18 protein-coding genes are annotated in these 23,913 nt (G+C 71.6%); 4 read left to right on the top strand and 14 right to left on the bottom strand.

The window, feature by feature from the left end; translation table 11 throughout:
• Positions 1 to 87 precede the first annotated feature (87 nt).
• From secG to ACZ42X_RS22650, 10 genes are all read right to left on the bottom strand, one after another.
• Positions 88 to 318, bottom strand: a complete 231-nt coding sequence (gene secG, locus ACZ42X_RS22695) for a preprotein translocase subunit SecG (protein ID WP_361415205.1) — start codon at positions 316 to 318, stop codon at positions 88 to 90.
• A gap of 137 nt (positions 319 to 455) precedes the next feature.
• A complete protein-coding gene (gene tpiA / locus ACZ42X_RS22690) occupies positions 456 to 1,235 on the bottom strand; it encodes a triose-phosphate isomerase (protein WP_468292959.1) in 780 nt (259 codons plus the stop codon).
• Positions 1,236 to 1,242: 7 nt separating this feature from the next.
• The gene (locus ACZ42X_RS22685; protein ID WP_468292956.1) at positions 1,243 to 2,454 is read right to left on the bottom strand and encodes a phosphoglycerate kinase; all 1,212 of its coding nucleotides are present in this window, start codon (positions 2,452 to 2,454) and stop codon (positions 1,243 to 1,245) included.
• A 122-nt stretch (positions 2,455 to 2,576) separates the two neighbouring features.
• Positions 2,577 to 3,581 (bottom strand): type I glyceraldehyde-3-phosphate dehydrogenase, encoded by a 1,005-nt coding sequence (gene gap, locus ACZ42X_RS22680; RefSeq protein WP_468292953.1) that lies wholly within the window; start codon positions 3,579 to 3,581, stop codon positions 2,577 to 2,579.
• A 196-nt stretch (positions 3,582 to 3,777) separates the two neighbouring features.
• On the bottom strand, positions 3,778 to 6,735 hold the full coding sequence (locus tag ACZ42X_RS22675; protein ID WP_468292950.1) for a M14 family metallopeptidase: 2,958 nt from the start codon (positions 6,733 to 6,735) through the stop codon (positions 3,778 to 3,780).
• A gap of 177 nt (positions 6,736 to 6,912) precedes the next feature.
• On the bottom strand, positions 6,913 to 7,902 hold the full coding sequence (whiA, locus tag ACZ42X_RS22670; RefSeq protein ID WP_355360120.1) for a DNA-binding protein WhiA: 990 nt from the start codon (positions 7,900 to 7,902) through the stop codon (positions 6,913 to 6,915).
• Entirely contained in the window at positions 7,893 to 8,915 is a 1,023-nt protein-coding gene (locus ACZ42X_RS22665; protein WP_468292947.1) for a gluconeogenesis factor YvcK family protein, read from the bottom strand. The genes whiA and ACZ42X_RS22665 overlap by 10 nt, the downstream gene beginning before the upstream one ends.
• Positions 8,912 to 9,916, bottom strand: coding sequence for an RNase adapter RapZ (rapZ, locus tag ACZ42X_RS22660; RefSeq protein WP_468292944.1), 1,005 nt, complete (start codon positions 9,914 to 9,916; stop codon positions 8,912 to 8,914). The genes ACZ42X_RS22665 and rapZ overlap by 4 nt, the downstream gene beginning before the upstream one ends.
• Entirely contained in the window at positions 9,909 to 12,077 is a 2,169-nt protein-coding gene (gene uvrC / locus ACZ42X_RS22655) for an excinuclease ABC subunit UvrC (protein WP_468292942.1), read from the bottom strand. The genes rapZ and uvrC overlap by 8 nt, the downstream gene beginning before the upstream one ends.
• Before the next feature lie 66 nt (positions 12,078 to 12,143).
• The gene (locus ACZ42X_RS22650; protein WP_468292939.1) at positions 12,144 to 12,572 is read right to left on the bottom strand and encodes a Rieske (2Fe-2S) protein; all 429 of its coding nucleotides are present in this window, start codon (positions 12,570 to 12,572) and stop codon (positions 12,144 to 12,146) included.
• A 198-nt stretch (positions 12,573 to 12,770) separates the two neighbouring features.
• Here ACZ42X_RS22650 and ACZ42X_RS22645 point away from each other — a divergent pair, with 198 nt between their 5' ends.
• Positions 12,771 to 13,751 carry a carbohydrate kinase family protein gene (locus ACZ42X_RS22645; RefSeq protein WP_468292936.1) on the top strand — a complete coding sequence of 327 codons (981 nt, stop codon included), beginning with the start codon at positions 12,771 to 12,773 and terminating at the stop codon, positions 13,749 to 13,751.
• Between the two features lie 70 nt (positions 13,752 to 13,821).
• On the opposite strand, the gene uvrA is transcribed toward ACZ42X_RS22645, so the two are convergent.
• Positions 13,822 to 16,824, bottom strand: coding sequence for an excinuclease ABC subunit UvrA (gene uvrA / locus ACZ42X_RS22640; protein WP_468292933.1), 3,003 nt, complete (start codon positions 16,822 to 16,824; stop codon positions 13,822 to 13,824).
• Positions 16,825 to 17,019: 195 nt separating this feature from the next.
• Here uvrA and ACZ42X_RS22635 point away from each other — a divergent pair, with 195 nt between their 5' ends.
• From ACZ42X_RS22635 to ACZ42X_RS22625, 3 genes are all read left to right on the top strand, one after another.
• On the top strand, positions 17,020 to 17,703 hold the full coding sequence (locus tag ACZ42X_RS22635; protein WP_468292930.1) for a maleylpyruvate isomerase family mycothiol-dependent enzyme: 684 nt from the start codon (positions 17,020 to 17,022) through the stop codon (positions 17,701 to 17,703).
• 9 nt (positions 17,704 to 17,712) lie between these two features.
• Positions 17,713 to 18,369, top strand: a complete 657-nt coding sequence (locus ACZ42X_RS22630; protein WP_468292927.1) for an MBL fold metallo-hydrolase — start codon at positions 17,713 to 17,715, stop codon at positions 18,367 to 18,369.
• Between the two features lie 180 nt (positions 18,370 to 18,549).
• Positions 18,550 to 19,848 (top strand): MFS transporter, encoded by a 1,299-nt coding sequence (locus ACZ42X_RS22625; protein ID WP_468292924.1) that lies wholly within the window; start codon positions 18,550 to 18,552, stop codon positions 19,846 to 19,848.
• Between the two features lie 92 nt (positions 19,849 to 19,940).
• On the opposite strand, the gene ACZ42X_RS22620 is transcribed toward ACZ42X_RS22625, so the two are convergent.
• From ACZ42X_RS22620 to ACZ42X_RS22610, 3 genes are all read right to left on the bottom strand, one after another.
• Positions 19,941 to 20,936, bottom strand: coding sequence for a TerC/Alx family metal homeostasis membrane protein (locus ACZ42X_RS22620; RefSeq protein WP_468292921.1), 996 nt, complete (start codon positions 20,934 to 20,936; stop codon positions 19,941 to 19,943).
• 246 nt (positions 20,937 to 21,182) lie between these two features.
• Positions 21,183 to 23,027 (bottom strand): TerD family protein, encoded by a 1,845-nt coding sequence (locus ACZ42X_RS22615; RefSeq protein WP_468292918.1) that lies wholly within the window; start codon positions 23,025 to 23,027, stop codon positions 21,183 to 21,185.
• Positions 23,028 to 23,158: 131 nt separating this feature from the next.
• Positions 23,159 to 23,737: a TerD family protein gene (locus ACZ42X_RS22610; protein WP_468292914.1), complete on the bottom strand. Its 579-nt coding sequence runs from the start codon at positions 23,735 to 23,737 to the stop codon at positions 23,159 to 23,161.
• Positions 23,738 to 23,913 lie beyond the last annotated feature (176 nt).

The raw sequence follows: 23,913 nt of genomic DNA, 5'->3' as shown, positions 1-23,913 counted from the left end.
TGCTCGAAGATGCCCCAGTCTACGTAAGGCCCAACGCGCGTCCAGTGGTGGGAGTTACACCCGGCCACGGGACACGGAACCGATGGCTCAGCCGTCCAGCTTCACCAGCAGCGCGAGGACGACGATGCACGCGAACCACATCAGACCGACCACCACGGTGATGCGGTCCAGGTTGCGCTCGGCGACCGACGAGCCGCCGACGGACGACTGCATACCGCCGCCGAACATGTCGGAGAGGCCGCCGCCCTTCCCCTTGTGCATCAGCACCAGCAGCATCAGCAGCAGGCTGAAGACGATCAGGGCGATCGAGAACCCCATAACCACGGCTGGACCCTACTTCCTGGCAATTCTCGGACTACACCGACAAACGGACTTCTACGCACTGCGGGGGCACGGTGCCCGGAATCCGGGCCCCGGCCCCCGCAAGGGTACGACGGATCCGCCCTACCGCATACTCACTGGTCGCGGAAGCGCACGATCTTGACGAACTCGTCGGCGTCCAGCGCCGCGCCGCCCACCAGGGCGCCGTCCACGTCCGGCTGCGCCATGATCGCGGCGACGTTCGACGCCTTCACCGAGCCGCCGTACTGGATACGGACCTTGTCGGCCAGCTCCTGCGTGTACAGCTCGGCCAGGCGCCCGCGGATCGCGCCGCAGACCTCCTGCGCGTCCTCGGGGGTGGCGACCTCGCCGGTGCCGATGGCCCACACCGGCTCGTACGCGATCACGATGGTCTCGGCCTGCTCGGCCGGGATGTCCTTCAGGCCGCCGTCGAGCTGCGCGAGCGTGTAGGAGACCTGGTCACCGGCCTTGCGGACGTCCAGGCCCTCGCCGACGCAGAGGATCGGGGTCAGGCCGTGCTTGAAGGCGGCCTTCACCTTGGCGTTGCAGATCTCGTCGTTCTCGCCGTGGTACTGGCGGCGCTCGGAGTGGCCGACGGCCACGTACGAGCACTTCAGCTTGGCCAGCATCGCGCCCGAGATCTCGCCGGTGTACGCGCCGGACTCGTGCGCCGAGAGGTCCTGGGCGCCGTACTTGATCTTGAGCTTGTCGCCCTCGACGAGGGTCTGGACGGAGCGCAGGTCGGTGAAGGGCGCCAGGACCGCGACCTCGACGGCGTCGTAGTCCTTGTCGGTCAGCGCGAAGGCGAGCTTCTGGACGTGGGCGATGGCCTCCAGGTGGTTGAGGTTCATCTTCCAGTTGCCCGCCATCAGCGGGGTGCGGGTGTTGCTCATGTGGGGGTCAGTCCTCCAGTGCGGCGAGGCCGGGAAGCGTCTTGCCCTCGAGGTACTCGAGGCTCGCGCCGCCGCCGGTCGAGATGTGGCCGAAAGCGTTCTCGTCGAAGCCCAGGGTCCGGACGGCCGCGGCGGAGTCGCCACCGCCGACGACCGAGAAGGCCGGGGAGTCGACGAGCGCCTGGGCGACGGCCTTGGTGCCCTGGGCGTAGTCGGGGTGCTCGAAGACGCCCATGGGGCCGTTCCAGAAGACGGTGGCCGCGTCGGCGAGCTTCGATGCGTACAGCTTGCGGGTCTCCGGACCGATGTCCAGGCCCTCCTGGTCCGCCGGGATGGCGGTGGCGGAGACCGTGGTCGGGTTCGCCGGGGCCTTGGTCTTCAGGTCCGGGAAGTCGGCGGAGACCAGCACGTCGACGGGGAGCACAAACTCCACGCCCTTCTTCTCGGCGCGCGCCAGGTACTCCAGGCACGCCGAGATCTGGTCCTCCTGGAGCAGCGAGATCCCGACCTCGTGGCCCTTGGCCTTGAGGAAGGTGTACGCCATGCCGCCGCCGATCAGGATGCGGTCGGCCTTCTCCAGCAGCTGGTCGATGACGCCCAGCTTGTCGGAGACCTTGGCGCCACCGAGGACGACGACGTACGGCCGCCGGACGTCCTCGGTGAGCTTCTTCAGGACGCCGACCTCGGTGGCGATGAGGTAGCCGGCGTAGCTCGGGAGCAGCTTCGGCAGGTCGTAGACGGAGGCGTGCTTGCGGTGCACCGCACCGAAGCCGTCGCCGACGTACACGTCCGCGAGGGCGGCGAGGCGGGCGGCGAACTCGGCGCGCTCGGCGTCGTCCTTGGAGGTCTCACCGGCGTTGAAGCGGAGGTTCTCCAGGACGGCGACCTGGCCGGCCTCCAGGCCGGAGACCGCGGAGTGGGCCTCGGAGCCGATGGTGTCGCCGGCGAAGGCCACCGGGCGGCCGAGGAGCTCGCCGAGGCGCGAGGCGGCGAACCGCAGCGTGAAGGCCGGGTCCGGGGCGCCCTTGGGGCGGCCGAGGTGGGAGGCCACGACGACCTTGGCACCGGCCTGGGTCAGCGCCTTGACGGTCGGCAGGACGGCGCGGATGCGGCCGTCGTCGGTGATGGTGGTGCCGTCCAGCGGCACGTTGAGGTCGGCGCGGACGAATACCCGCTTGCCGTCCACTCCTTGGCGGAGAAGTTCGTCGATCGTCTTCATCTGTGCTGTTACTCCGTACTCCTTGGAAGTTCGACGCAAGCGACAGGGCCCGTACAGCGCGCCGTCGCGCTGCCCGAGCCCTGTGCTCACATCGTGATGCCTGCCCTGGTGGACCTAGACTCTCAGAGCTGGCCGCCGACGAAGACGGTGAGGTCGACGAGTCGGTTGGAGTAGCCCCACTCGTTGTCGTACCAGCCGACGACCTTGACCTGCTTGCCCTGGACCATCGTCAGCTGCGAGTCGAAGGTGCAGGACGCCGGCCAGTTGACGATGTCCGAGGAGACGATCGGGTCCTCGGTGTACTCCAGGATGCCCTTGAGCTGCCCCTCGGCGGCCTTCTGGAAGGCGGTGTTGATCTCGTCCTTGGTGACCTCGCGGTCGAGCTCGATGACGAGGTCGGTGACCGAGCCGGTCGGGACCGGGACGCGCATGGCGATGCCGTCCAGCTTGCCCTTGAGCTGCGGGAGGACCAGCGCGGTGGCCTTGGCGGCGCCCGTGGAGGTCGGGATGATGTTCTCCGCGGCGGCGCGGGCGCGGCGCAGGTCCTTGTGCGGGAAGTCCAGGATGCGCTGGTCGTTGGTGTACGCGTGGACGGTCGTCATCATGCCCTTGACGATGCCGAAGTTCTCGTCGAGCACCTTGGCCATCGGCGCCACGCAGTTGGTGGTGCAGGAGGCGTTGGAGATGATGTGGTGGCTGGCCGCGTCGTACTTGTCCTGGTTGACACCCATGACGATGGTGATGTCCTCGTCGCTGGCCGGAGCCGAGATGAGGACCTTCTTCGCGCCGCCGGCGATGTGCTTCTCGGCGTCGGCCTTCTTCGTGAAGATGCCGGTCGACTCGATGACGATGTCGACGCCCAGCTCGCCCCACGGGATGTCGGCGGGGTTGCGCTCGGACAGCACCTTGATCGTGTGGCCGTCGACGGTGATGGTGTCGGCGGTGTGGCTGACCTCGGCCTTGAGACGACCCAGGATGGTGTCGTACTTCAGCAGGTGAGCGGTGGTCGCGGTGTCACCCAGGTCGTTGACAGCCACGATCTCGATGTCTGCACCCTGCTCCAGCAGCGCGCGGAAGTAGTTACGACCGATGCGGCCAAAGCCGTTGATGCCTACGCGGATCGTCACGAACCGATCTCCTCGTTAGGTACGCCGGTTTTCGACGCCGGCGAGTTTTATTTGGGATGTCCCCGACCGATTACGACCCTACCCCGCCTAGGGCGCGCTAGTGACATCCTGCGCATCCGTACGGCCCCGGGTCCCGTACCTACCGACGGGTACGGGATCCGGGGCCTTTCCGGGGGCTCCCGGTGGCTACGCAGGGTCAGCGGCGGAGTGCGGTGAGCGCCTTTCCGAGCAGGTCCCGGCGCTCGGCCGGGGTGGCCACGTGTTCCAGGCCGAAGCCGAGGAGCACGGTGTCGCGGGTGGTGACGGCCGCCCGGGAGTGGAACAGCGCGGGCGAGCGCGCCCAGTCGGCGCCGTTGCCCGGGCTGCCGGCCGGCGGGCCGGCGACGGTCCAGGCGCCCAGCGAGGTCTCGAAGCCCTCGCCGTCCTGCCGGGCGGAGCCGACGAGGAGCTCGGTGTCGTCGACGAAGACGCCCATCCCGCCGGTGCCCGGGTCGGTGACGTAGGAGAGGGAGAGCTCGACCTTCTTGCCCGCGTACGCGCTCAGGTCGACGGCGGCCTGGCGCCAGCCGTTGGAGGAGCCGGTGAAGGCGTGCCAGGCGCCGGTGGTGCCGGTGGCGGTGCAGCCGTCGGCTCCGACGGTGAGGTAGCGCGCGAGGAAGGGGTGGCCGGCGACGTAGAAGCCCTCGCCGCAGTCGGTCGGGACGGTGGTGGAGGTGTTGCCGTTGGCGTCGGGCAGGGTGGTCCAGTCGTCCGCCCCCGCGGTGTGGGCCTCGACGATGACGTTGTCGTAGCCGGGCTCGGTGTCGTGGCTGAGGGCGAAGCGGAGGGTGGGCTTCGACGCGGCGTCGACACCGGTGAGGTCGATGGTGCGGGTGAGCCGCGCCCAGGTGTCGTCGGCGTGCCGGACGGCCGCGAAGGAGGTGCCCTCGGACGGTTCGAAGGGGGTGCGCAGGCCGGGGTAGTCGCCGGCGGCGGCGCTGCGGAACTGCGGGAAGCGGTCCGGCGGAAGGGTGTCGGAGGTGACGGTGTAGGCGCCGGCGTGGTCGAGGGGGTTGCCCGCGACCGGGCCGAGCGCCGCCTTCGTACCGGCGAAGGGGCCGGTGCCGGCGAAGCGCGTCGGGTCCTTCAGTCCGGCGCGGTGGTACGCGCCGAGGTAGTACTGCGCGAAGTCGTCGGAGTCGGCGCGGCCGATGTCGACCAGGCCGCCCGCCTGCTCGCCGGCGTTGACGAGCTTGCCGCCCTCGTTGAGGTAGTCGCGCACGGCGAGCATGGTGGGTCCGGAGGGCGCGTTCGCGCCGGTGTACCAGACGACCGTCCCGAAGTGGCCCAGCACACCGAGCGGGTGCGGGGTGCCCTGCACGGCGACGTCCCAGACGGCGGCGCGGCGGCCGCCGTCCCGTACGGCCCGGGTGTACGCGGCCGCGTGCTGCGCGGGCGCTCCGGTGCCGCCCTCGTCGGCGAGGACCAGCACGTCACCGCGCGGGCGGGCGGCGATGGTGTACGTGAAGGGGGTCGAGGAGACGCGCTCGCCGTCGCGGGTGCGGCCGGTGAACCAGACCTCGACCGTGTCGCCCGGTTCGCCGTCCTGGACCTCGGCGCGGTACTCGTCGTAGTACAGGTTGTCCTCGCCGCCGTACGTCTCGCCGCCCTCCCAGGCTTCGAGGCGCTGGTCGTGTGTGCGGCCGCCGTTGACGCGGTACTTGAGCTCCTTGTCGCGCAGCGATGTGCGGGCGGTGACGGAGACCTCCTGGTCGGCGCCGTCGTACGCGTACGAGGTGGTGAAGGTGTCGGGGACGAAGGGGGGCGCGTCGGCGCCGGTCGGGGAGACGGGGTTGTCGGGGCGGGCGGCGGATTCGGCGACGGCGAGCGCGAACGGGATGTTCTTGGCGAACTCCTGCTGGATCAGCTTCTCGTCGTCGGGGAAGGTGAAGACGGAGGCGCAGTCGGACGGTTCCCAGGCGTCGTTCGGGTCGACGCGGGAGGCGGTGGCGCAGGTCGACATCTCCGGGGTGAACATCTGCATGCCGTTGACGTTGGCCGCGTGGCCGTCGGCCTCGCCGTTGGTGGTGTAGAGCTCGGAGGAGACCTGCGGGCGGTAGCCGGGGATCGCGGGCTGGGCGGGGGTGCCGGCCAGCGCCTTGAGGGGGACGTCGTCGGGGGTGTCGGTGGCGACCTGCCAGCCGACGCCGTAGAGGATCAGCTGGGCGGCGGAGTGGTAGTTGATGCCGTACTGGAAGCCGATCCGCCTCTGGAAGGCGTCGAGCGCCTTCGTCTCGGGCTCGGACATGGGGCCGGGGCCGCGGTAGGTCTCGTCGGCGGGGTCGGGGGACGAGCCCTCGTCGTCGTATCCCCACTTGTAGGAGAAGTTGCGGTTCAGGTCGACGCCGTCGCCGGGGGTGATGCGGCCGTCGCCGTTGTTGTCGCGCAGGTTCTTGCGCCACTGGCGGTTGGCGGGGTCGGCGTGCGTGAAGTCGTAGCCGTCGGGGTTGGCGGAGAGGACGAACCACAGCTCGGTGGTGTCGACGATCCGCGTGATGCGGGGGTCCTTGCCGTATCCGGCGAGGTAGTGGTGGAGCAGCCGCCGGTTCATCTCGGGGGTGATCCACTCGCGGGCGTGCTGGTTGGAGAGGTAGAGGGTGGCGGGCTTGGAGCCGTCCTTGGACTTCTGGGCGGCCTTGGTGAGCTTGAGGGCGAGGATGTCCTGGCCTTTGACGGTCTTGCCGAGGGAGACGACCTTGGTGAGGGCGGGGTGGGCGCGGGCGGTCGCGAGGATCTCCGCCTTGAGCCCGTTCTCGCCGCCGTACGGGCGGAACACGCCGTCCCCGGCGGCCGCGAGGCGCTTCTCGGCGGCGTCGGGGACGGTGTGCTCGGTGAGGTCGACGCCCTTGTCGCGCAGGCTCTTCGCCTGGGGCCCGGTGAGGTACAACTCGATGGTGGCGGCGCCCTTTTCGGGGATGCGCTCGCTCAGCTCATGGCCGTCGGCACCGGCTTCGAGGAGGAGCTGCACCTGGTCCTTGCCGACCTTCGCGTGCCAGACGGACAGGCGGTCGCCGTCCGTGCCGTCCTTCTGTTCCGCTCCGGCGACGGGTCCCGCCGCCAGCCCGGCTATCAGCAGTGAAGCCGCGGCGAGGATCGCTCTCGCTCTGCGTCTCATAAGCCCCCCTTGCTGTTGTCTGCCACGAAAGTGAACAGGCGCCAGGCTTGTGGGAGATCATGATCATGTCAATACCGCCTCGGACGCCGTGACCGAACCCGGCGCGGGGGCGGAAAACGCCGCCGGCGGCACCCCGGGAAGGGATGCCGCCGGCGATGACGTGTCCTTGGCAGGGGTTCAGCCGACGAGACCGTCGGCCATCTCCTCCGTCAGGCTGGACTCCGTGCCCGGAATGCCCAGATCCTGCGCCCGCTTGTCGGCCATCGCCAGGAGGCGGCGGATCCGGCCGGCGACCGCGTCCTTGGTCAGCGGCGGGTCGGCGAGGGCGCCCAGCTCCTCCAGCGAGGCCTGCTTGTGCTCCATGCGCAGCCGCCCGGCCGCCGCGAGGTGCTCGGGCACCTCCTCGCCGAGGATCTCCAGGGCGCGCTGCACTCGGGCGCCGGCGGCGACGGCCGCGCGCGCCGAGCGGCGCAGGTTGGCGTCGTCGAAGTTGGCCAGGCGGTTGGCGGTGGCGCGGACCTCGCGGCGCATCCGCCGCTCCTCCCAGGCCAGCACCGAGTCGTGCGCCCCGAGCCGGGTCAGCAGGGCGCCGATGGCGTCCCCGTCGCGTACGACCACGCGGTCCACGCCCCGCACCTCGCGGGCCTTGGCGGGGATCGAGAGCCGGCGGGCGGCGCCGACCAGCGCGAGCGCGGCCTCCGGGCCCGGGCAGGTCACCTCCAGGGAAGACGAGCGGCCCGGCTCGGTCAGCGAGCCGTGCGCCAGGAACGCGCCGCGCCAGGCGGCCTCGGCGTCACAGGTGGCGCCGGAGACGACCTGCGGCGGCAGGCCCCGGATGGGCCGGCCGCGGCCGTCCACCAGCCCGGTCTGCCGCGCCAGCTGGTCGCCGCCGGCCACCACGCGCACGACGAAGCGCGAGCCGCGCCGCAGACCGCCGGGCGCCATCACGATCAACTCGGAGTTGTGGCCGAAGATCTCCGCGATGTCCCGCTTCAGACGGCGGGCCGCCATCGCGGTGTCCAGCTCCGCCTCGATCACGATCCGCCCGCTGACCAGGTGCAGTCCGCCGGCGAACCGCAGGATCGACGAGACCTCCGCCTTTCTGCAGCAGGTCCGGGTGACGGGAAGCCGGGAGATTTCGTCCTTCACCGCTGCCGTCATCGCCATGGGCCGATCCTTCCATGCATCCGAAAAATACGGTCGTACGCGGCGGCCAACAGCTCCGGGTCGTGCTTCGGCAAGCCGTCCTTCCTGGCCACCGGGGCCAGCTCGACCGCGGCACCCAGCCGCTGGGCGGCATCTGCGAGGGACTCGCGGTCGGGTACGGCGGCCTCGTCGGCCAGCACCACGTCCAGGGCGAGTTTAGGGGCGTGTCGTCCCAAAACCTCCAAATGACGCTGCGGGGAGAAGCCCTCGGTTTCGCCGGGCTGCGGCGCCAGGTTGAGCGACAGCACCCGGCGGGCCTTGGTCTCGATCAAGGCATCCAGCAGCTCGGGCACCAGCAGGTGCGGTATCACCGACGAGAACCAGGAGCCGGGGCCCAGGACCACCCAGTCCGCGTCGAGCACGGCCGCGACCGCCTCGGGCACGGCCGGCGGGTCGTTCGGCACGAGGTGTACGGACTGCACCTCACCGGGCGTGAGGGCCACCGTCGCCTGCCCGCGCACCAGGTCCACGTCGTCCGGGCGCTCGGGGTCATGGCCCCTGACCAGCGCCTGGAGCTCCAGCGGCACGGCCGACATGGGCAGCACCCGGCCGTGCGCGCCGAGCAGCCTGCCCACCAGGTCCAGGGCCTGGACATGGTCGCCGAGCTGCTCCCACAGGGCGACGATGAGCAGATTGCCGACCGCGTGCTCGTGCAGCTCGCCCTGCGACTGGAAGCGGTGCTGGATGACCCTGGCCCAGGTCTGGCCCCAGTCGTCGTCGCCGCACAGCGCCGCCAGGGCCTTGCGCAGGTCCCCGGGCGGCAGCACGCCGAGCTCCTCGCGGAGCCGGCCGCTGGAGCCGCCGTCGTCGGCGACCGTGACCACGGCGGTCAGGTCGCCGGTGATACGGCGCAGCGCGGCGAGGGACGCGGACAGGCCCATGCCGCCGCCGAGGGCGACGACCTTGGGCTGCGCGCCGCGTCTGCGGAGCGTACGAGCGGACAGGGTGCTCGTACGCCGGCGGTACGGTTTCACTCGCGCCCCATGTCCCGGTGGACGACGACGGTCTCGACACCCTCGGAGGCGAGACGGGCGGCGAGCTTCTCGGACATGGCGACGGAACGGTGCTTCCCGCCGGTGCAGCCGACGGCGATGGTGACGTACCGCTTGCCCTCGCGGCGGTAGCCGGTGGAGATCAGCTGGAGCAGCTCGGTGTACCGGTCCAGGAACTCCTTGGCGCCCGGCTGGTTGAAGACGTACCCGGAGACCTCTTCGTTGAGGCCCGTGTACGGGCGCAGCTCCGGCACCCAGTGCGGGTTGGGCAGGAAGCGGCAGTCCACCACGAGGTCGGCGTCGACGGGCAGGCCGTACTTGTAGCCGAAGGACATGACCGTGGCGCGCAGCTCCGGCTCCTCGTCACCGGCGAACTGGGCGTCCATCTTGGCGCGCAGCTCGTGGACGTTGAGGCTGGAGGTGTCGATCACCAGGTCGGCGTCGCCGCGCAGCTCGCGCAGCAGATCGCGCTCGGCGGCGATGCCGTCGACGATCCTGCCGTCGCCCTGGAGCGGGTGCGGGCGGCGCACCGACTCGAAGCGGCGGACCAGGGCGTCGTCGGACGACTCCAGGAAGACGATGCGGCGCGTGACCTGCTTGGCGTCGAGGTCGGCGAGGGACTCGCGGAGGCTCTCGAAGAACTGGCGGCCGCGTACGTCGACGACGACGGCGATCCGCGCGACATTGCCCTGGGAGCGGGCGCCGAGCTCCACCATGGTGGGGATCAGCGCCGGCGGCAGGTTGTCCACGACGAACCAGCCGAGGTCCTCCAGGCACTTGGCGGCGGTGCTGCGCCCGGCGCCGGACATACCGGAGATGATCACCAGCTCGGGGATGGCCGCCTCGGCGGCCTCACCGGGCTCCATCGTCGTGCCCGTACTCACGTGTGCTGCTCCGTCTTCTCGCTCTGCCGCCGGTTCGGCTGCCGGTCCGGTCGCGGGTTCGGTCGCCGGTTCGGCTGCCAGTGGCTCGTGCTCAGTCATCTCTGCTTCCCCCGTCCAATGCGGTTCCCCCGCCGTCGTCTTCAATGATCTCTCCTGTCGCCGTGTTCACGGCGGGAGCGGCCGGAGCGGCCTGGGCGAGGGCGACGGCCACGGCTTCGGCGGTCTTCCGGCCGAGGCCCGGTACCTCGCAGATCTGCTCGATTGTCGCCTGCCGCAGCCGCTTCACCGAGCCGAAATGCTTGATCAGGGCCTGCTTGCGGGTGTCGCCGAGACCGGGCACGTCGTCCAGCGGGCTGGTCCTGATCCGCTTGGAGCGCTTGGAGCGCTGGTAGCGGATGGCGAAGTCGTGCGCCGTGTCCCGGACGCGCTGGAGGAGATACAGCCCCTCGCTGCTCCGGGGCAGGACCACCGGGTCCTCCTCGTCCGGCAGCCACACCTCCTCCAGGCGCTTGGCGAGGCCGCAGACGGCGACGTCGTCGATGCCGAGCTCGTCGAGGGCGCGCCGGGCGGCCGCGACCTGCGGGCGGCCGCCGTCGACGACGACCAGCTGGGGCGGGTAGGCGAACTTCTTGGGCCGGCCGGTCTCGTCGGCGAGACCGAGGGCGACCGGCCCCTCGCCGGGCGCGGGCGCGGTGCCGGGGGCCGGGGCCTCGCCGGGGGCGGTACCGGGGGCCGGGGCCTCGCCGGGGGCGGGGACCGTGCCGGGGACGGCGCCGGCGGCGGTTCCGTCGGCGTGGTCGGCGGCACGGTCGCGGCCGGCGGCGCCGTCGGGCTCCTCCACCGCCCACTCGCCGGTCCGCTCGCGCTCCGCGAGGTACCGCTTGAAGCGGCGGCTGATCACCTCGTGCATCGAGCGGACGTCGTCCTGCCCCTCGAAGCCCCTGATCTGGAAGCGGCGGTACTCGCTCTTGCGGGGCAGGCCGTCCTCGAAGACGACCATGGACGCGACGACGTCCTCGCCCTGGAGGTGCGAGATGTCGAAGCACTCGATCCGCAGGGGCGCCGTCTCCAGGCCCAGGGCCTCGGCGATCTCCTCCAGGGCGCGGGAGCGCGTGGTGAGGTCGCTGGCGCGCTTGGTCTTGTGCAGGACGAGGGCCTGCTGGGCGTTGCGGCCGACCGTCTCCATCAGCGCCTTCTTGTCGCCGCGCTGCGGGATGCGCAGGGAGACGTTCGCCCCGCGGCGGCCGCTGAGCCACTGCGTGACGGCCTCGGCGTCCTCCGGGAGCGCGGGGACGAGGACCTCCTTGGGCACGGCGTCGCCGCTCTCGTCCCCGTACAGCTGCTGGAGCGCGTGCTCGACCAGGCCCGCCGTGTCGACCGCCTCCACCTTGTCGGTGACCCAGCCGCGCTGGCCGCGGACCCGGCCGCCGCGGACGTGGAAGATCTGGACGGCGGCTTCCAGCTCGTCCTCGGCCACGGCGATCAGGTCGGCGTCGGTGGCGTCGGCGAGGACGACGGCGCTCTTCTCCATGGCCCGTTTCAGGGCCTCTATGTCGTCGCGGAGGCGGGCGGCCCGCTCGTACTCCATGTCCTCGGCCGCCGCCATCATGTCCTTCTCCAGGCGGCGGATGTACGTGCCGGTGCGGCCGGCCATGAAGTCGCAGAACTCCTCGGCCAGGTCCCGGTGTTCCTCGGGGTCCACCCGGCCCACGCAGGGCGCCGAGCACTTGCCGATGTAGCCGAGGAGGCAGGGGCGGCCGGTGCGCTCGGCGTTCTTGAACACCCCGGCGGAGCAGGTCCGTACCGGGAAGACCCGCAGCAGGAGGTCGACGGTGTCGCGGATGGCCCAGGCGTGGCTGTAGGGGCCGAAGTAGCGCACGCCCTTCTTCTTCTGGCCGCGCATGACCTGCACGCGGGGGAAGTCCTCGCTGAGGGTGACGGCGAGGTAGGGGTAGCTCTTGTCGTCCCGGTACTTGACGTTGAACCGGGGGTCGAACTCCTTGATCCACGAGTACTCCAGCTGAAGCGCCTCGACCTCCGTCGACACCACCGTCCACTCCACGGAGGCGGCCGTGGTGACCATGGTGCGGGTGCGCGGGTGCAGGCCCGCCAGGTCCTGGAAGTAGTTGGCGAGCCGCTGGCGCAGGGACTTCGCCTTCCCGACGTAGATCACCCGGCGGTGATCGTCGCGGAATTTGTAGACCCCCGGCGAGTCGGGGATCTGTCCCGGCTTGGGGCGGTAGCTGGAGGGGTCTGCCATGCCTCACACCCTACTGGCGCCCACTGACAGTCCGGCCGGCGTAACGGCCGTGGGGCGACTGCCGCGTTATGCGTCGGGGCCCGCGACCAGCTTGCCGTCGGTGACCTTGACCGGGACCTCCGGCAGCGCGGCGGTCGCCGGGCCCTTGATCGCCTTGCCCGTGGTGACGTCGAAGCGGCTGCCGTGGCAGGGGCAGTTCCCCTCGATGCCCTCGACCTTGTCGAAGACGCAGCCCGCGTGGGTGCACTGCGCGCTGAACGCCTTGTACTGGCCCTTGGCCGGGCAGCTCACGACCAGGCGCTGCTCGCGGTAGAGCTTGGCGCCCCCGACGGGCACCTCCTCCGCCGCGCCGAGGTCGACCGGGGCGGTGGGGGTGGGGTTCTGGGCGTGGCCGAGCTTGGAGTCGGTGGAGCAGGCGGCGGCGCCCAGCCCGGCGGCCCCGGCGAGGGCGGCACCTTTCAGCACGGTGCGGCGGGCTGCGGGCTGGCCGGACATGGGCGCTCCACGGGTCTCACGGCGGAAGGGGGACGTCGGCGGCGGGACCACCCGGTACGGGGACCAGCGGTACGCGCCGACGCGGTACGGGCGGACCGGCACGGTCCGACTCGGTACGGATCCGACGATACCCGCGTAGATGTGCGGCCCTTCCGCGGGGGCTGTCCCGGCCCCCGGCGATGGGTTACGTTCGGGCTCGTGATCGTCGTCGCCGGAGAGTCCCTGATCGACCTGGTCCCGGAACCCGGTGCCGAGGGCGCCGGACCGCTCGCGCCGCTCGTGCCCCGGCGGGGCGGGGGCCCGTACAACACCGCGGTGGCGCTGGGGCGGCTGGGCGCGGACGTCGCCTTCTGCTCCCGCGTCTCCACCGACGCCTTCGGGGAGGCGCTGCTGGAGGGCCTGCGGGCCGCGGGCGTCGCCACCGGCCTCGTACAGCGCGGTCCCGAGCCGACGACGCTGGCGGTGGCCTCCGTGGGGGCGGACGGGTCGGCGCGGTACGGGTTCTACGCGCAGGGCACGGCCGACCGGCTCTTCGCGCTGCCGGAGCGGCTTCCGGAGGGCGTGCGGGCGGTCTCCTTCGGGACGTGCTCGCTGGCGCTGGAGCCGGGCGCGAGCGCGTACGAGGCGCTGCTGCGGCGGGAGGCCGGGCGCGGGGTGCTCACGCTGCTGGACCCGAACGTCCGGCCGGGTCTGATCCCGGACGCGGACGCCTACCGGGCGCGGTTCGCGGGGTGGCTGCCGTACGTGTCGGTGCTGAAGCTCTCCGAGGAGGACGCGCGGTGGCTGGGCGGTTCGCCGGAGGAGTGGCTGGCGAAGGGTCCGTCGGCGGTGGTGCTGACGCGTGGCGCGTCGGGGCTGTCGCTCCACACCCGTGACCTGGACGTCTCGGTGCCGGCGGTGCCGGTGGCGGTCGCCGACACGATCGGCGCGGGTGACACGGTGAACGCGGCGCTGCTGCACGGCCTGGCGGGCCGGGCCCCGGACGCCGAGGGCGCCCTGGATACCGCGAGCGCCCTGGATGCCGGGAGCGCCCTGGATGCCGGGAGCGCCCTGGACTCCTTGGCCGCTGTGGACGCCGACGGCTGGCGGGACCTGCTGGCCTTCGCGTCCCGTGCGGCGGCCGTCACCTGCTCCCGCCCGGGCGCGGAGCCGCCGTACGCGGCGGAGCTGCCGCAGTAGGCAAACCGGCGCCGCCCGGTGCCCTTCCCGCGGGGGAGGGGCACCGGGCGGCGTGGCCTGCGGCCGGGCGTCAGGAGGTGGTGCGGCTGCGGGCCGACGCCGTCTTCTTCGCCGGGGTCGTGCGGGCCGTGGCCGTCTTGCGGCGGGGCGCACCGTCCGCCGCCGCGACCGTCTTCTTCGACGCGCGCTTGCGTGCCGCCGGGACCGACGGGACCGCGTCGCTGATGCGCTCCGGGTCGAGGATGTCCCGCAGGAACTTGCCGGTGTGGCTGGCCGGGACGCCCGCGACCTGCTCGGGCGTGCCCTCGGCGACGACCAGGCCGCCGCCGCTGCCGCCTTCGGGGCCCATGTCGACGACCCAGTCGGCGGTCTTGATGACATCGAGGTTGTGCTCGATGACGATCACGCTGTTGCCCTTGTCGACCAGGTTCGACAGGACCTTGATCAGCTTCGAGATGTCCTCGAAGTGCAGACCGGTGGTCGGCTCGTCCAGGACGTACACCGTGCGCCCGGTCGACCGCTTCTGCAGCTCGGAGGCGAGCTTGACGCGCTGCGCCTCGCCGCCGGAGAGCGTCGGCGCCGACTGGCCCAGCCGTACGTACCCGAGACCGACCTCGGTCAGGGTGCGCAGGTGGCGGGCGATCGTGGGGACGGCCTCGAAGAAGCCGAGGGCCTCCTCGATCGGCATGTCCAGCACCTCGGCGATGGACTTGCCCTTGTAGTGCACCTCCAGGGTCTCCCGGTTGTAGCGCGCCCCGTGGCAGACCTCGCACGGGACGTACACGTCCGGCAGGAAGTTCATCTCGATCTTGATGGTGCCGTCACCGGAGCAGTTCTCGCAGCGGCCGCCCTTGACGTTGAAGGAGAAGCGCCCGGGCAGGTACCCCCGGACCTTCGCCTCCATCGTCTCGGCGAAGAGCTTGCGGACGTGGTCGAAGACACCGGTGTACGTCGCCGGGTTCGACCGCGGGGTGCGGCCGATGGGCGACTGGTCGACGTGGACGACCTTGTCGACGAGGTCGTCGCCGTCCACGCGCGTGTGCCGTCCCGGCACCGACTTGGCGCCGTTCAGCTCGCGCGCGAGGTGGGTGTAGAGGATGTCGTTGACCAGGGTCGACTTGCCGGAGCCGGAGACGCCGGTGACCGCCGTGAGCACGCCGAGCGGGAAGGAGACGTCGATGTCCCGCAGGTTGTTCTCGCGGGCGCCGTGCACGGTGAGCCGGCGGGACGGGTCCACGGGCCGCCGGACGTCGGGGGTCGGGATGGACCGCTTCCCGGACAGGTACTGCCCGGTCATCGACTCCTTGTTGGCCAGCAGCTGCTTCAGCGGGCCGGAGTGGACGACCTTGCCGCCGTGCTCGCCGGCGCCCGGGCCGATGTCGACGACCCAGTCGGCGACCTTGATGGTGTCCTCGTCGTGCTCGACGACGATGAGGGTGTTGCCCATGTCGCGCAGGCGCACGAGCGTCTCGATGAGCCGGTGGTTGTCGCGCTGGTGGAGGCCGATGGACGGCTCGTCGAGCACGTACAGCACACCCACCAGGCCGGAGCCGATCTGGGTGGCGAGCCGGATGCGCTGGGCCTCGCCGCCGGAGAGGGTGCCGGCCGCGCGGTTCAGCGAGAGGTAGTCCAGGCCCACGTCCACGAGGAAGCGGAGCCGTTCGTTGACCTCCTTGAGCACGCGCTCGGCGATCTTCTTGTCGCGGGCGTTCAGCGTGAGGCGGCCGAGGAATTCGGCGCACTCGCTGATGGACATCGCCGAGACCTCGGCGATGGACTTCTCCATCACCGTGACCGCGAGGACGATCGGCTTGAGGCGCGTGCCCTCACACGTGGGGCAGGGCACCTCGCGCATGTACCCCTCGAAGCGCTCGCGGCTGGAGTCGCTCTCGGCCTCGCTGTGCCGCCGCTTGACGAAGGAGACGGCGCCTTCGAAGGCGGGGGTGGTGTACGCCCGCTCCCTGCCGTACCGGTTGCGGTAGCGGACCTCGACCTGGGTCTTGTGCCCGTACAGCAGGGCCTTCTTGGCTCGGGCGGGCAGCCCGGCCCAGGGGATGTCGGTACGGAAGCCGAGCGCGTCGGCGAGCCCGCCGATCAGGCGGCCGAAGTACTCCTTGGTGTGGCCGTGCGACCAGGGGTGGATGGCGCCCTCGTCGAGGGAGCGCTCCTCGTCGGGGACGACGAGCTCGGGGTCGACCTCCATGCGCGTGCCGATGCCGGTGCAGTCGGGGCAGGCGCCGAAGGGCGAGTTGAACGAGAAGGAGCGGGGCTCCAGCTCCTCGAAGGAGAGGTCGTCGTACGGGCAGTAGAGGTGCTCGGAGTACATCCGCTCGCGCTCGGGGTCGTCCTCGGGGAGGTCGACGAAGTCGAGCACGACCATGCCGCCGGACAGGCCGAGCGCGGTCTCCACGGAGTCGGTGAGCCGGCGCTTGGCGCTGTCCTTCACCGTCAGGCGGTCGACGACCACCTCGATGGTGTGCTTCTCCTGCTTCTTCAGGGTGGGCGGCTCGGCGAGGTGGACGGTCTGCCCGTCCACCCGGGCCCGGCTGTAGCCCTTGGTCTGCAGGTCGGCGAAGAGGTCGACGAACTCGCCCTTGCGCTCGCGCACCAGCGGCGAGAGCACCTGGAAGCGGCTGCCCTCGGGCAGCTCCAGCACCTTGTCGACGATCGCCTGCGGCGACTGGCGCGAGATCGGGCGGCGGCACTCCGGGCAGTGCGGCTTGCCGATGCGCGCGAAGAGCAGGCGCAGGTAGTCGTAGACCTCGGTGATGGTGCCGACCGTGGAGCGCGGGTTGCGCGAGGTCGACTTCTGGTCGATCGAGACGGCCGGGGAGAGGCCCTCGATGAAGTCGACGTCCGGCTTGTCCATCTGGCCGAGGAACTGCCGGGCGTAGGAGGAGAGCGACTCGACGTACCGGCGCTGCCCCTCGGCGAAGATCGTGTCGAACGCGAGGGAGGACTTGCCCGACCCCGAGAGCCCGGTGAAGACGATGAGGGAGTCGCGCGGGAGGTCGAGCGAGACGTTCTTCAGATTGTGCTCGCGCGCGCCACGGACGATGAGACGGTCGGCCACGCCGGTCCGCACCTTTCTTGAGAGAAGCGGGGGCACAGCCCCCGTCCCAGACTGTTCAAGCCTACGGGGGGCCGCCAAACGGATGAGTGCCTGACTTTCAAGGATGCCCCCACCGAGCGTATAGCACGTGCATTCGATTTCCGGTCTTGCTCGGCCACCTTCACCCGATCGTGTGGCGGCGCTAGGGTCGGCGGCATGATCGATCACGTGCATGACCTGGCCTCTGTACGCGAGGCGACCGACCGGCTGCTCACCGCAGCCGCCAAACTGGACGACGCGGCGGTCGCCGCGCCCTCCCGCCTGCCGGGCTGGACCCGGGGCCACGTACTGGCCCACCTCTCACGTAACGCGGATGCCCTCGTAAATGTTCTCCAGGGCCGCCCGATGTACGAGAGCGGCGAGGCCCGTGACACCGACATCGAGCGCGACGCCCCCCGCCCGCTCGCCGCCCAGCTCGACGACGTCCGCGAGAGCGCCGCGCGCTTCCAGGCCCAGGGCGAGGTCCCGGCCGACTGGGACCGGACGGTCGAGCTCCGCAACGGCGTGACGGACCGGGCCGTCCGGGTGCCCTTCCGCCGCCTCGTCGAGGTCGAGCTGCACCATGTCGACCTGGGCATCGGCTACGAGCTGGAGGACCTTCCGGCGGAGTTCACGGAGCGGGAGATCGAGTTCCTCGCCGACCGGTTCTCCGGCAACGCGACGGTGCCGCCCACCCGGCTGCTGGCCGGCGGCCGGGAGTGGCGCACCGGCGGCGAGGAGGGCACCGAGGTGACCGTCTCCGGCACGGCGGCCGACCTGCTGGGCTGGCTCGCCGGCCGCCGCGACGGCGCGGCCCTGGAAGTGCGGGGTGGCACCCTTCCGGCGCTGCCGCCGCTATAGCCTGGGGGCATGACGTACAGCGGAGCGGTCAAGGTCGGCGGGCCCGCGGATGTGCACGAGCTCACGGACCTGATCATCTCGAAGGTCGCCGTCGGCCCGATGGACAACAACTCCTACCTGCTGCGCTGCCGGACCACCGGCGAACAGCTGCTGGTCGACGCGGCGAACGAGCCGCGGACGCTGCTCCGGCTGATCGGTGACGACGGCATCACCGCCGTCGTCACCACCCACCGCCACCACGACCACTGGCAGGCGCTCGCCGACGTCGTGGCGGCCACCGGGGCCCGGACGTACGCCGGGCGGTACGACGCCGAGGGCATCGACGTGCCCACGGACGTGGCGGTCGAGGACGGGGAGACGATCCGCGTCGGACGGGTCGAGCTCACCGCGCGGCGGATGGTGGGGCACACGCCCGGCTCGATCGTGCTGATCTACGACGACCCGCACGGCCATCCGCACGTATTCACCGGTGACTGCCTCTTCCCCGGCGGCGTCGGCAACACGCACAAGGACCCCGACGCCTTCGCCAGCCTGATCCTGGACGTGGAGACGAAGCTCTTCGACGTCCTGCCGGACGAGACCTGGATCTACCCGGGACACGGCAAGGACACCACGCTGGGTGACGAGCGCCCGCATCTGCCGGAGTGGCGCGAGCGCGGCTGGTAGCAGCTCCGGTCCGCCCCTGGCGGGGCCGTGCGCGCGGTGTGCTTCCGCGCGCCCCGTGACGGGCCGTAACCCTGGTCTGCGCGGGGTGGTTGGCGCGGCATGCGCCAGAGTCACACCACACCCACTCCGTCCGCGAACCCGTCAGCGAACCCGTCGACGAACCCCTCCACGCCTCCCTCCATGAGACGGCTCGCCGTCGCCGCCCTCGCCGGGACGGCGGTCGAGTTCTACGACTTCTTCGTCTACGGGACCGCCGCCGCACTCGTCCTGGGGCCGCTGTTCTTCCCCACCTTCTCGCCGGTGGCCGGGACGCTGGCGGCGTTCGGCACGTTCGCGATCGGTTTCCTCTCCCGCCCGCTCGGTTCTGTGCTGTTCGGACACATCGGTGACCGTTACGGGCGGCGGCCGGTGATGCTCGGCTCCCTGCTGCTGACGGGCGCGGCGACGGTCGCGGTCGGCTGCGTACCGTCGTACGCGACGCTCGGCGTGGCCGCTCCCGTCCTGCTGCTCGTGCTGCGGTTCCTGCAGGGGCTCGGGCTCGGCGGGGAGTGGGGTGGGGCGGTGCTGCTGACGGTGGAGCACGCGCCGGAGCGGCAGCGGGGGCTGTGGGCGAGCTTTCCGCAGGTGGGACCGGCGGTGGGGTTCCTGCTGGCGAACGGGGTGATCCTCGGGCTGTCGGCCGGGCTGAGCGACGCCCAGTTCCGGGAGTGGGGCTGGCGGGTGCCGTTCTGGGCGGCCGGGGTGCTGGCGGCCGGCGGGCTGCTGCTGCGCAGGTCGCTGCGGGAGACGCCGCAGTTCGAGGAGCTGGCCGCGACGGGGGCGCGGGCGAACGCCCCTCTGGTGGAGGTGGCGCGCGGGCACTGGCGGCTGGTGCTGCTGACGGCCGGGGCTCTCGCGGTCGGGTACGCCGTCTTCTACGCGGTCTCCACCTGGGCGCTGGCGTACGGCACGGAGCGGCTCGGCGTGAGCCGTACGGTGATGCTGGTCTGCATCATGGCGGCGGTGGCCGTCAAGGGCGTGGCGACGCCGTTCGCCGCGATGCTGGGGGATCGCTTCGGGCGGCGGCCGATGTGCCTGGCGGGCTGCGCGGCATCGGCGCTGTGGATGTTCCCGATGGTGGGGCTGCTCCACACCGCGCAGCCGTTGCTGATGTTCGTGGGGTTCACGGGGGCGCTGCTGGCCTTCATCACGACGTTCGCCGTGGTGGCGGCGTACCTGCCGGAGCTGTACGAGCCGAGGGTGCGGTGCACCGGTGCGGCGGTCGGCTACAACCTGGCGGGAGTGGTGGGCGGTGCGCTCACGCCGATCGTGGCGACGGCCGCGGCGGGTGGCGCCGCCGGGCCGCCATGGGGTGTGGCGGCGTACTTGACCGGCATCGCGCTGCTGAGCTTCGGCTGCTTCGCGCTGCTGCCGGAGACACGCCCCAAGCCGGTGGCGGAACCGGTCGCTGAGCCGGCCGGGGGCTCGGCGGCGGTCTGACGAGGCCGGCCGGTGCGGGTCGCCATGCGAACCCGTACCGGCCGACTGAGCCTGTGCCCGCCACGGCACGTGCGCGCGCCGTGGCGGAGTCGTCAGGCCTCGACGCTGTCCTTGTCCTCGGCGGCCGCCTCGCGCTCCTCGCGCTCGGCCTGCTTCTTCGAGGCGATCAGGCTGGTGATCGTGGTGATGACCAGCACGGCGCAGATGACGGCCAGCGAGACCGGGATCGAGATCTCCGGGACGTGCACCCCCGACTCGTGCATGGCGTGGAGCACCAGCTTCACGCCGATGAAGCCGAGGATCACCGACAGGCCGTAGCTGAGGTGGACCAGCTTCTTCAGCAGGCCGCCGATGAGGAAGTACAGCTGCCGCAGACCCATCAGGGCGAACGCGTTGGCCGTGAAGACGATGTACGGGTCCTGGGTCAGGCCGAAGATCGCGGGGATGGAGTCCAGCGCGAACAGCACGTCCGTGGTGCCGATGGCGAGCATGACCACCATCAGCGGGGTCAGGATGCGCTTGCCGTTGTTGCGGATGAAGAGCTTGGTGCCGTGGTACCGGTCGGCGACGCCGAAGCGGTTCTCGATGGACTTCAGGAGGCGGTTCTCCTCGAACTCCTCCTCCGGCTCGTCGGCCCGCGCCTCCTGGATGAGCTTCCAGGCGGTGTAGATCAGGAACGCGCCGAAGATGTAGAAGACCCACGAGAAGCTGGCGATGATCGCGGCGCCGGCGGCGATGAATATCGCGCGCAGCACCAGGGCGATCAGTACACCGATGAGCAGCACGCGCTGCTGGAGGTGGGACGGCACCGAGAACTTCGCCATGATCAGGACGAAGACGAAGAGGTTGTCGACGCTGAGCGACTTCTCGGTGATGAAGCCGGCGAAGAACTCTCCGGACGCCTGGCTCTCGCCGAAGACCAGCAGGCCCAGACCGAACAGCGCGGCGAGGACGATCCAGACGGCCGTCCAGATACCGGCTTCCTTGACCGACACGTCATGCGGCTTGCGCCCGATGAAGAAGTCGGCCGCGATCAGGATGGACAGACCGAGAACGGTCGCCACCCACAGGTTCATTGAAACGTCCACTGCGCCTCCGGCGTCGTACGGCTACTGATCAGCGTCGTCGCTGCCGGAGGTCTCTTCCACCCGAGGCTCCGCCGGTTCTCACCGCCGGACGACACAACGGGCCGGCGCCCCGGGACCGGTCGTGATCCGACCGTCCGTACTGACGGGAACGCCGCACGTGGGAGTACTCCCCTCCGCGCAAAGAACAGTACCGCAAACACCAAAGAAAGGTAAAGAGGAAAGTAAAGGGAGCCCCAAGTGTGCAGGTCAGTGGCGCCTGTTGGGGCGAGCGCCGGCGACCTGGGACAGGACCTGGCGCAGGATCCCGCTCCCCGCCGGGACCAGCGGCGGCTCGTACGTCCACGCATGGCCCACCCACGGGTCGGCGAGATGGTCGTCCGGGACGGGCGTGATCCGCAGCAGCGAGCGCCACAGGGGGTCGAGCACCGGGCCGTACGCCCGGGCGTCGTCGCGGTCCGCGACCATCAGCAGGTGCACGCCGACGGCCGGCCCCTCGTCGGCGAGGTAGCGCAGCCGCGTGACGGCCCGGTCGTCGAAGCCGTGCGGGAAGTCGTTGACGATCAGCAACTGCTCGGCGGTGTCCAGGTCGGGCGGGAGGGCGTCGGCCGCCCCGCCGCGGACGGCCATCTGCACCAGGTCCACGCGGTCGGTGAGCCGGCCGAGGAGGTCGGCCACTCCCCCGGCGCCGGACGCCGGCGGACCGGCCAGTACGCCGGGTTCGGTGAGCGGGGCGAGGGAGGCCGCCGCCGAGCCCGCGGGGTCGACGACGTGAACGGTGTACTCCCCCGCCGGGTGCACCGCGACGATCCGCGCCGCGAGCGACACCGCCGTGTCCATGGCGAGCCGGCGCAGTGCGCCGTCGTCCAGGCCGGCCTCCTCGGTGGCCCCCGAGCGGCCGCTGTCCACCCACAGGCCCCGCGCCAGCGGCAGCCGTACGAGCATGGGGATGCGCAGCTCCGGGCTCTCCGGGAGGTGGAGGTCGCCGAGGCGGAGGGCCATCGGGGCCTCGGCGGGGACGCGGTAGGCGTGCCAGACGGGGTTGTCCCAGCCGGCGAACGCGGGCGGCAGGGCGGGCTCGACCACCTCCGCCTCGGCGGCGAGCTGCGCGAGGTCGCGGTCGAGCGCCTCGCGGGCCCGTGCGGTCAGCTCGTCGTGCTTGGCGCGGGCGGCGGCCCGTACCGCGTCTCCGCCGGATCCGATACGGCTGCGCGGGTCGGACAGGACGCGGTCGAGCTCCTGGTCCATGCGGGACTCCGCGAAGTCGACCGCGCTGCGGTAGGCGGCGGTGGTGCGGGCCAGGTCCTCGAACATGCCCCAGACCTGGTTGTAGAGCCGCTCCTCCATGGTCCAGCCCGAGGCGTCACCGGCGACCGGCGGCGCGGGCTGCCGCTGCGTGGCAGCCGGGGCCGGGGCGGCCGGCTGGGACTCCGCCCGGCGCCGGGGGTGCGTGTAGTCGATGGGGCCCGCCGTCGGGGGCGCGTCCCGGCGGACCCGGTCGCCTTCGGCGGTACGCGGCGGCGGCGCGGCCACCGCCCGGCTCATGCCCTGGGCGATGGCCTGCCGGATGGCTTCCGCCAGGTCGTCGGCCCCGTCGAGCCCCTGGTCGGCGAGCATCGCCGCGAGGCCGCCCGCGTACCCCTGGCCGACGGCGCGGACCTTCCACGCGCCCTGGCGGCGGTAGAGCTCCAGGGCGACGACGGCGGACTCGCGGTCGAGGCCGGTGAGGGTGTAGTCGGCGATGCCCGTGCCGTCGAGGGTGGTGACCGAGACGAAGGGCGCGGCGACGGCGCCGAACCGGTCCGGGCCGCCGAGGCCGAGGGGCAGCGCGAGCAGCACCGCGACCCTGTGGACCGAGGGCGGCAGCGCGTCGAGGTCGACGGCGAGCCGGTGGTCGGCGGCCGCCTGACGGGAGACCTCCACGCCGGGCAGGGCGGGCGCTCCGGGGTGGACGACCCACTCGACGCCGGGGACACGGCCGTCCTCGTCGCCGAGTGTGGCACCGGCCATGACCGGCTCGGCCGCCGACACCCGGATCTCGAGTCGGGCGTGGGGCAGAGGATGGTTCTGTCCCCGGACCAGTGCGGCCGTCATGCGCCTGTTCCCCCTCGCTGCTGCGACAGCTCGAACGCTGCGGCAGCTCCCGGGGCGGCCTGGTGCCTCCGGGAGCTGCGGATGGACGCGGTGCCCGTCGCCGCGGTGTGTGCGGCGACGAGGTCGTGGACTTACAGGTGCGGCAGGATCGCCGGCATGAGGTCCTGGAACGTACGGCCGTTGGCCGAGCTGCCCAGCGCCGTCATCTGCCAGCCGGAGCCGGCCCGGTGCACCTTGGCCATGATCTGCGCGGTGTACTGGCCGCCGCCGTCGAGCGTGTAGCGGGCGAGCTCCTGGCCGTTCGTCTCGTCGACGATGCGGCAGAAGGCGTTCTGCACTTCCTGGAACGTCTGGCCGGTGAAGGAGTTCACCGTGAAGACGATCTGGTCGATGTGGACCGGGACACGCGCGAGGTCGACGAGGATCGCCTCGTCGTCGCCGCCCTGGCCGGCGCCGCCCACCAGGTTGTCGCCGGTGTGGCGTACGGAGCCGTCGTCGCTGACCAGGTGGCGGAAGAAGACCACGTCGATGGGCGTCTTGTCGGCGAAGAGCACGGCGGAGGCGTCCAGGTCGATCTCCCGGGTGCGCGAACCGAACAGGCCGCGGCGCGGCGCGGCCTGCCAGCCGAGCCCCATCCGCACGGCGGTCAGGGTGCCTCCGTCGCTCTTCTGCAGGCTGATGGCCTGCCCCTTGGTCATGTTGACCGTCACCGCTGTCCCCTCTCGTTGCGTTCCCCCGCGACCGTCTTCGAGTGCGGTTGCCCAGCACCCTACGCAGGAGGGCCGGGGCGGCAGCAGCCACGTCCGGCATTTGTGGCGGTGTTGCAACACAGCCGGCCCGGCACGAGGGCGGACCGGCCGTCGCTGTGGGAGCGTCAGGCGACGCC

The organism is Streptomyces sp. NPDC030862 (assembly GCF_055571835.1).
This window is presented reverse-complemented; position numbering and strand designations above follow the sequence as displayed.

Excerpts from the sequence above, each read along its gene's own strand:
- secG (WP_361415205.1), bottom strand. The coding sequence starts at position 318 with ATGGGGTTCTCGATCGCCCTGATCGTCTTCAGCCTGCTGCTGATGCTG.
- tpiA (WP_468292959.1), bottom strand. The coding sequence starts at position 1,235 with ATGAGCAACACCCGCACCCCGCTGATGGCGGGCAACTGGAAGATGAAC.
- ACZ42X_RS22685 (WP_468292956.1), bottom strand. The coding sequence starts at position 2,454 with ATGAAGACGATCGACGAACTTCTCCGCCAAGGAGTGGACGGCAAGCGG.
- ACZ42X_RS22675 (WP_468292950.1), bottom strand. The coding sequence starts at position 6,735 with ATGAGACGCAGAGCGAGAGCGATCCTCGCCGCGGCTTCACTGCTGATA.
- whiA (WP_355360120.1), bottom strand. The coding sequence starts at position 7,902 with ATGGCGATGACGGCAGCGGTGAAGGACGAAATCTCCCGGCTTCCCGTC.
- rapZ (WP_468292944.1), bottom strand. The coding sequence starts at position 9,916 with ATGACTGAGCACGAGCCACTGGCAGCCGAACCGGCGACCGAACCCGCG.
- uvrC (WP_468292942.1), bottom strand. The coding sequence starts at position 12,077 with ATGGCAGACCCCTCCAGCTACCGCCCCAAGCCGGGACAGATCCCCGAC.
- ACZ42X_RS22650 (WP_468292939.1), bottom strand. The coding sequence starts at position 12,572 with ATGTCCGGCCAGCCCGCAGCCCGCCGCACCGTGCTGAAAGGTGCCGCC.
- ACZ42X_RS22635 (WP_468292930.1), top strand. The coding sequence starts at position 17,020 with ATGATCGATCACGTGCATGACCTGGCCTCTGTACGCGAGGCGACCGAC.
- ACZ42X_RS22630 (WP_468292927.1), top strand. The coding sequence starts at position 17,713 with ATGACGTACAGCGGAGCGGTCAAGGTCGGCGGGCCCGCGGATGTGCAC.
- ACZ42X_RS22625 (WP_468292924.1), top strand. The coding sequence starts at position 18,550 with ATGAGACGGCTCGCCGTCGCCGCCCTCGCCGGGACGGCGGTCGAGTTC.
- ACZ42X_RS22615 (WP_468292918.1), bottom strand. The coding sequence starts at position 23,027 with ATGACGGCCGCACTGGTCCGGGGACAGAACCATCCTCTGCCCCACGCC.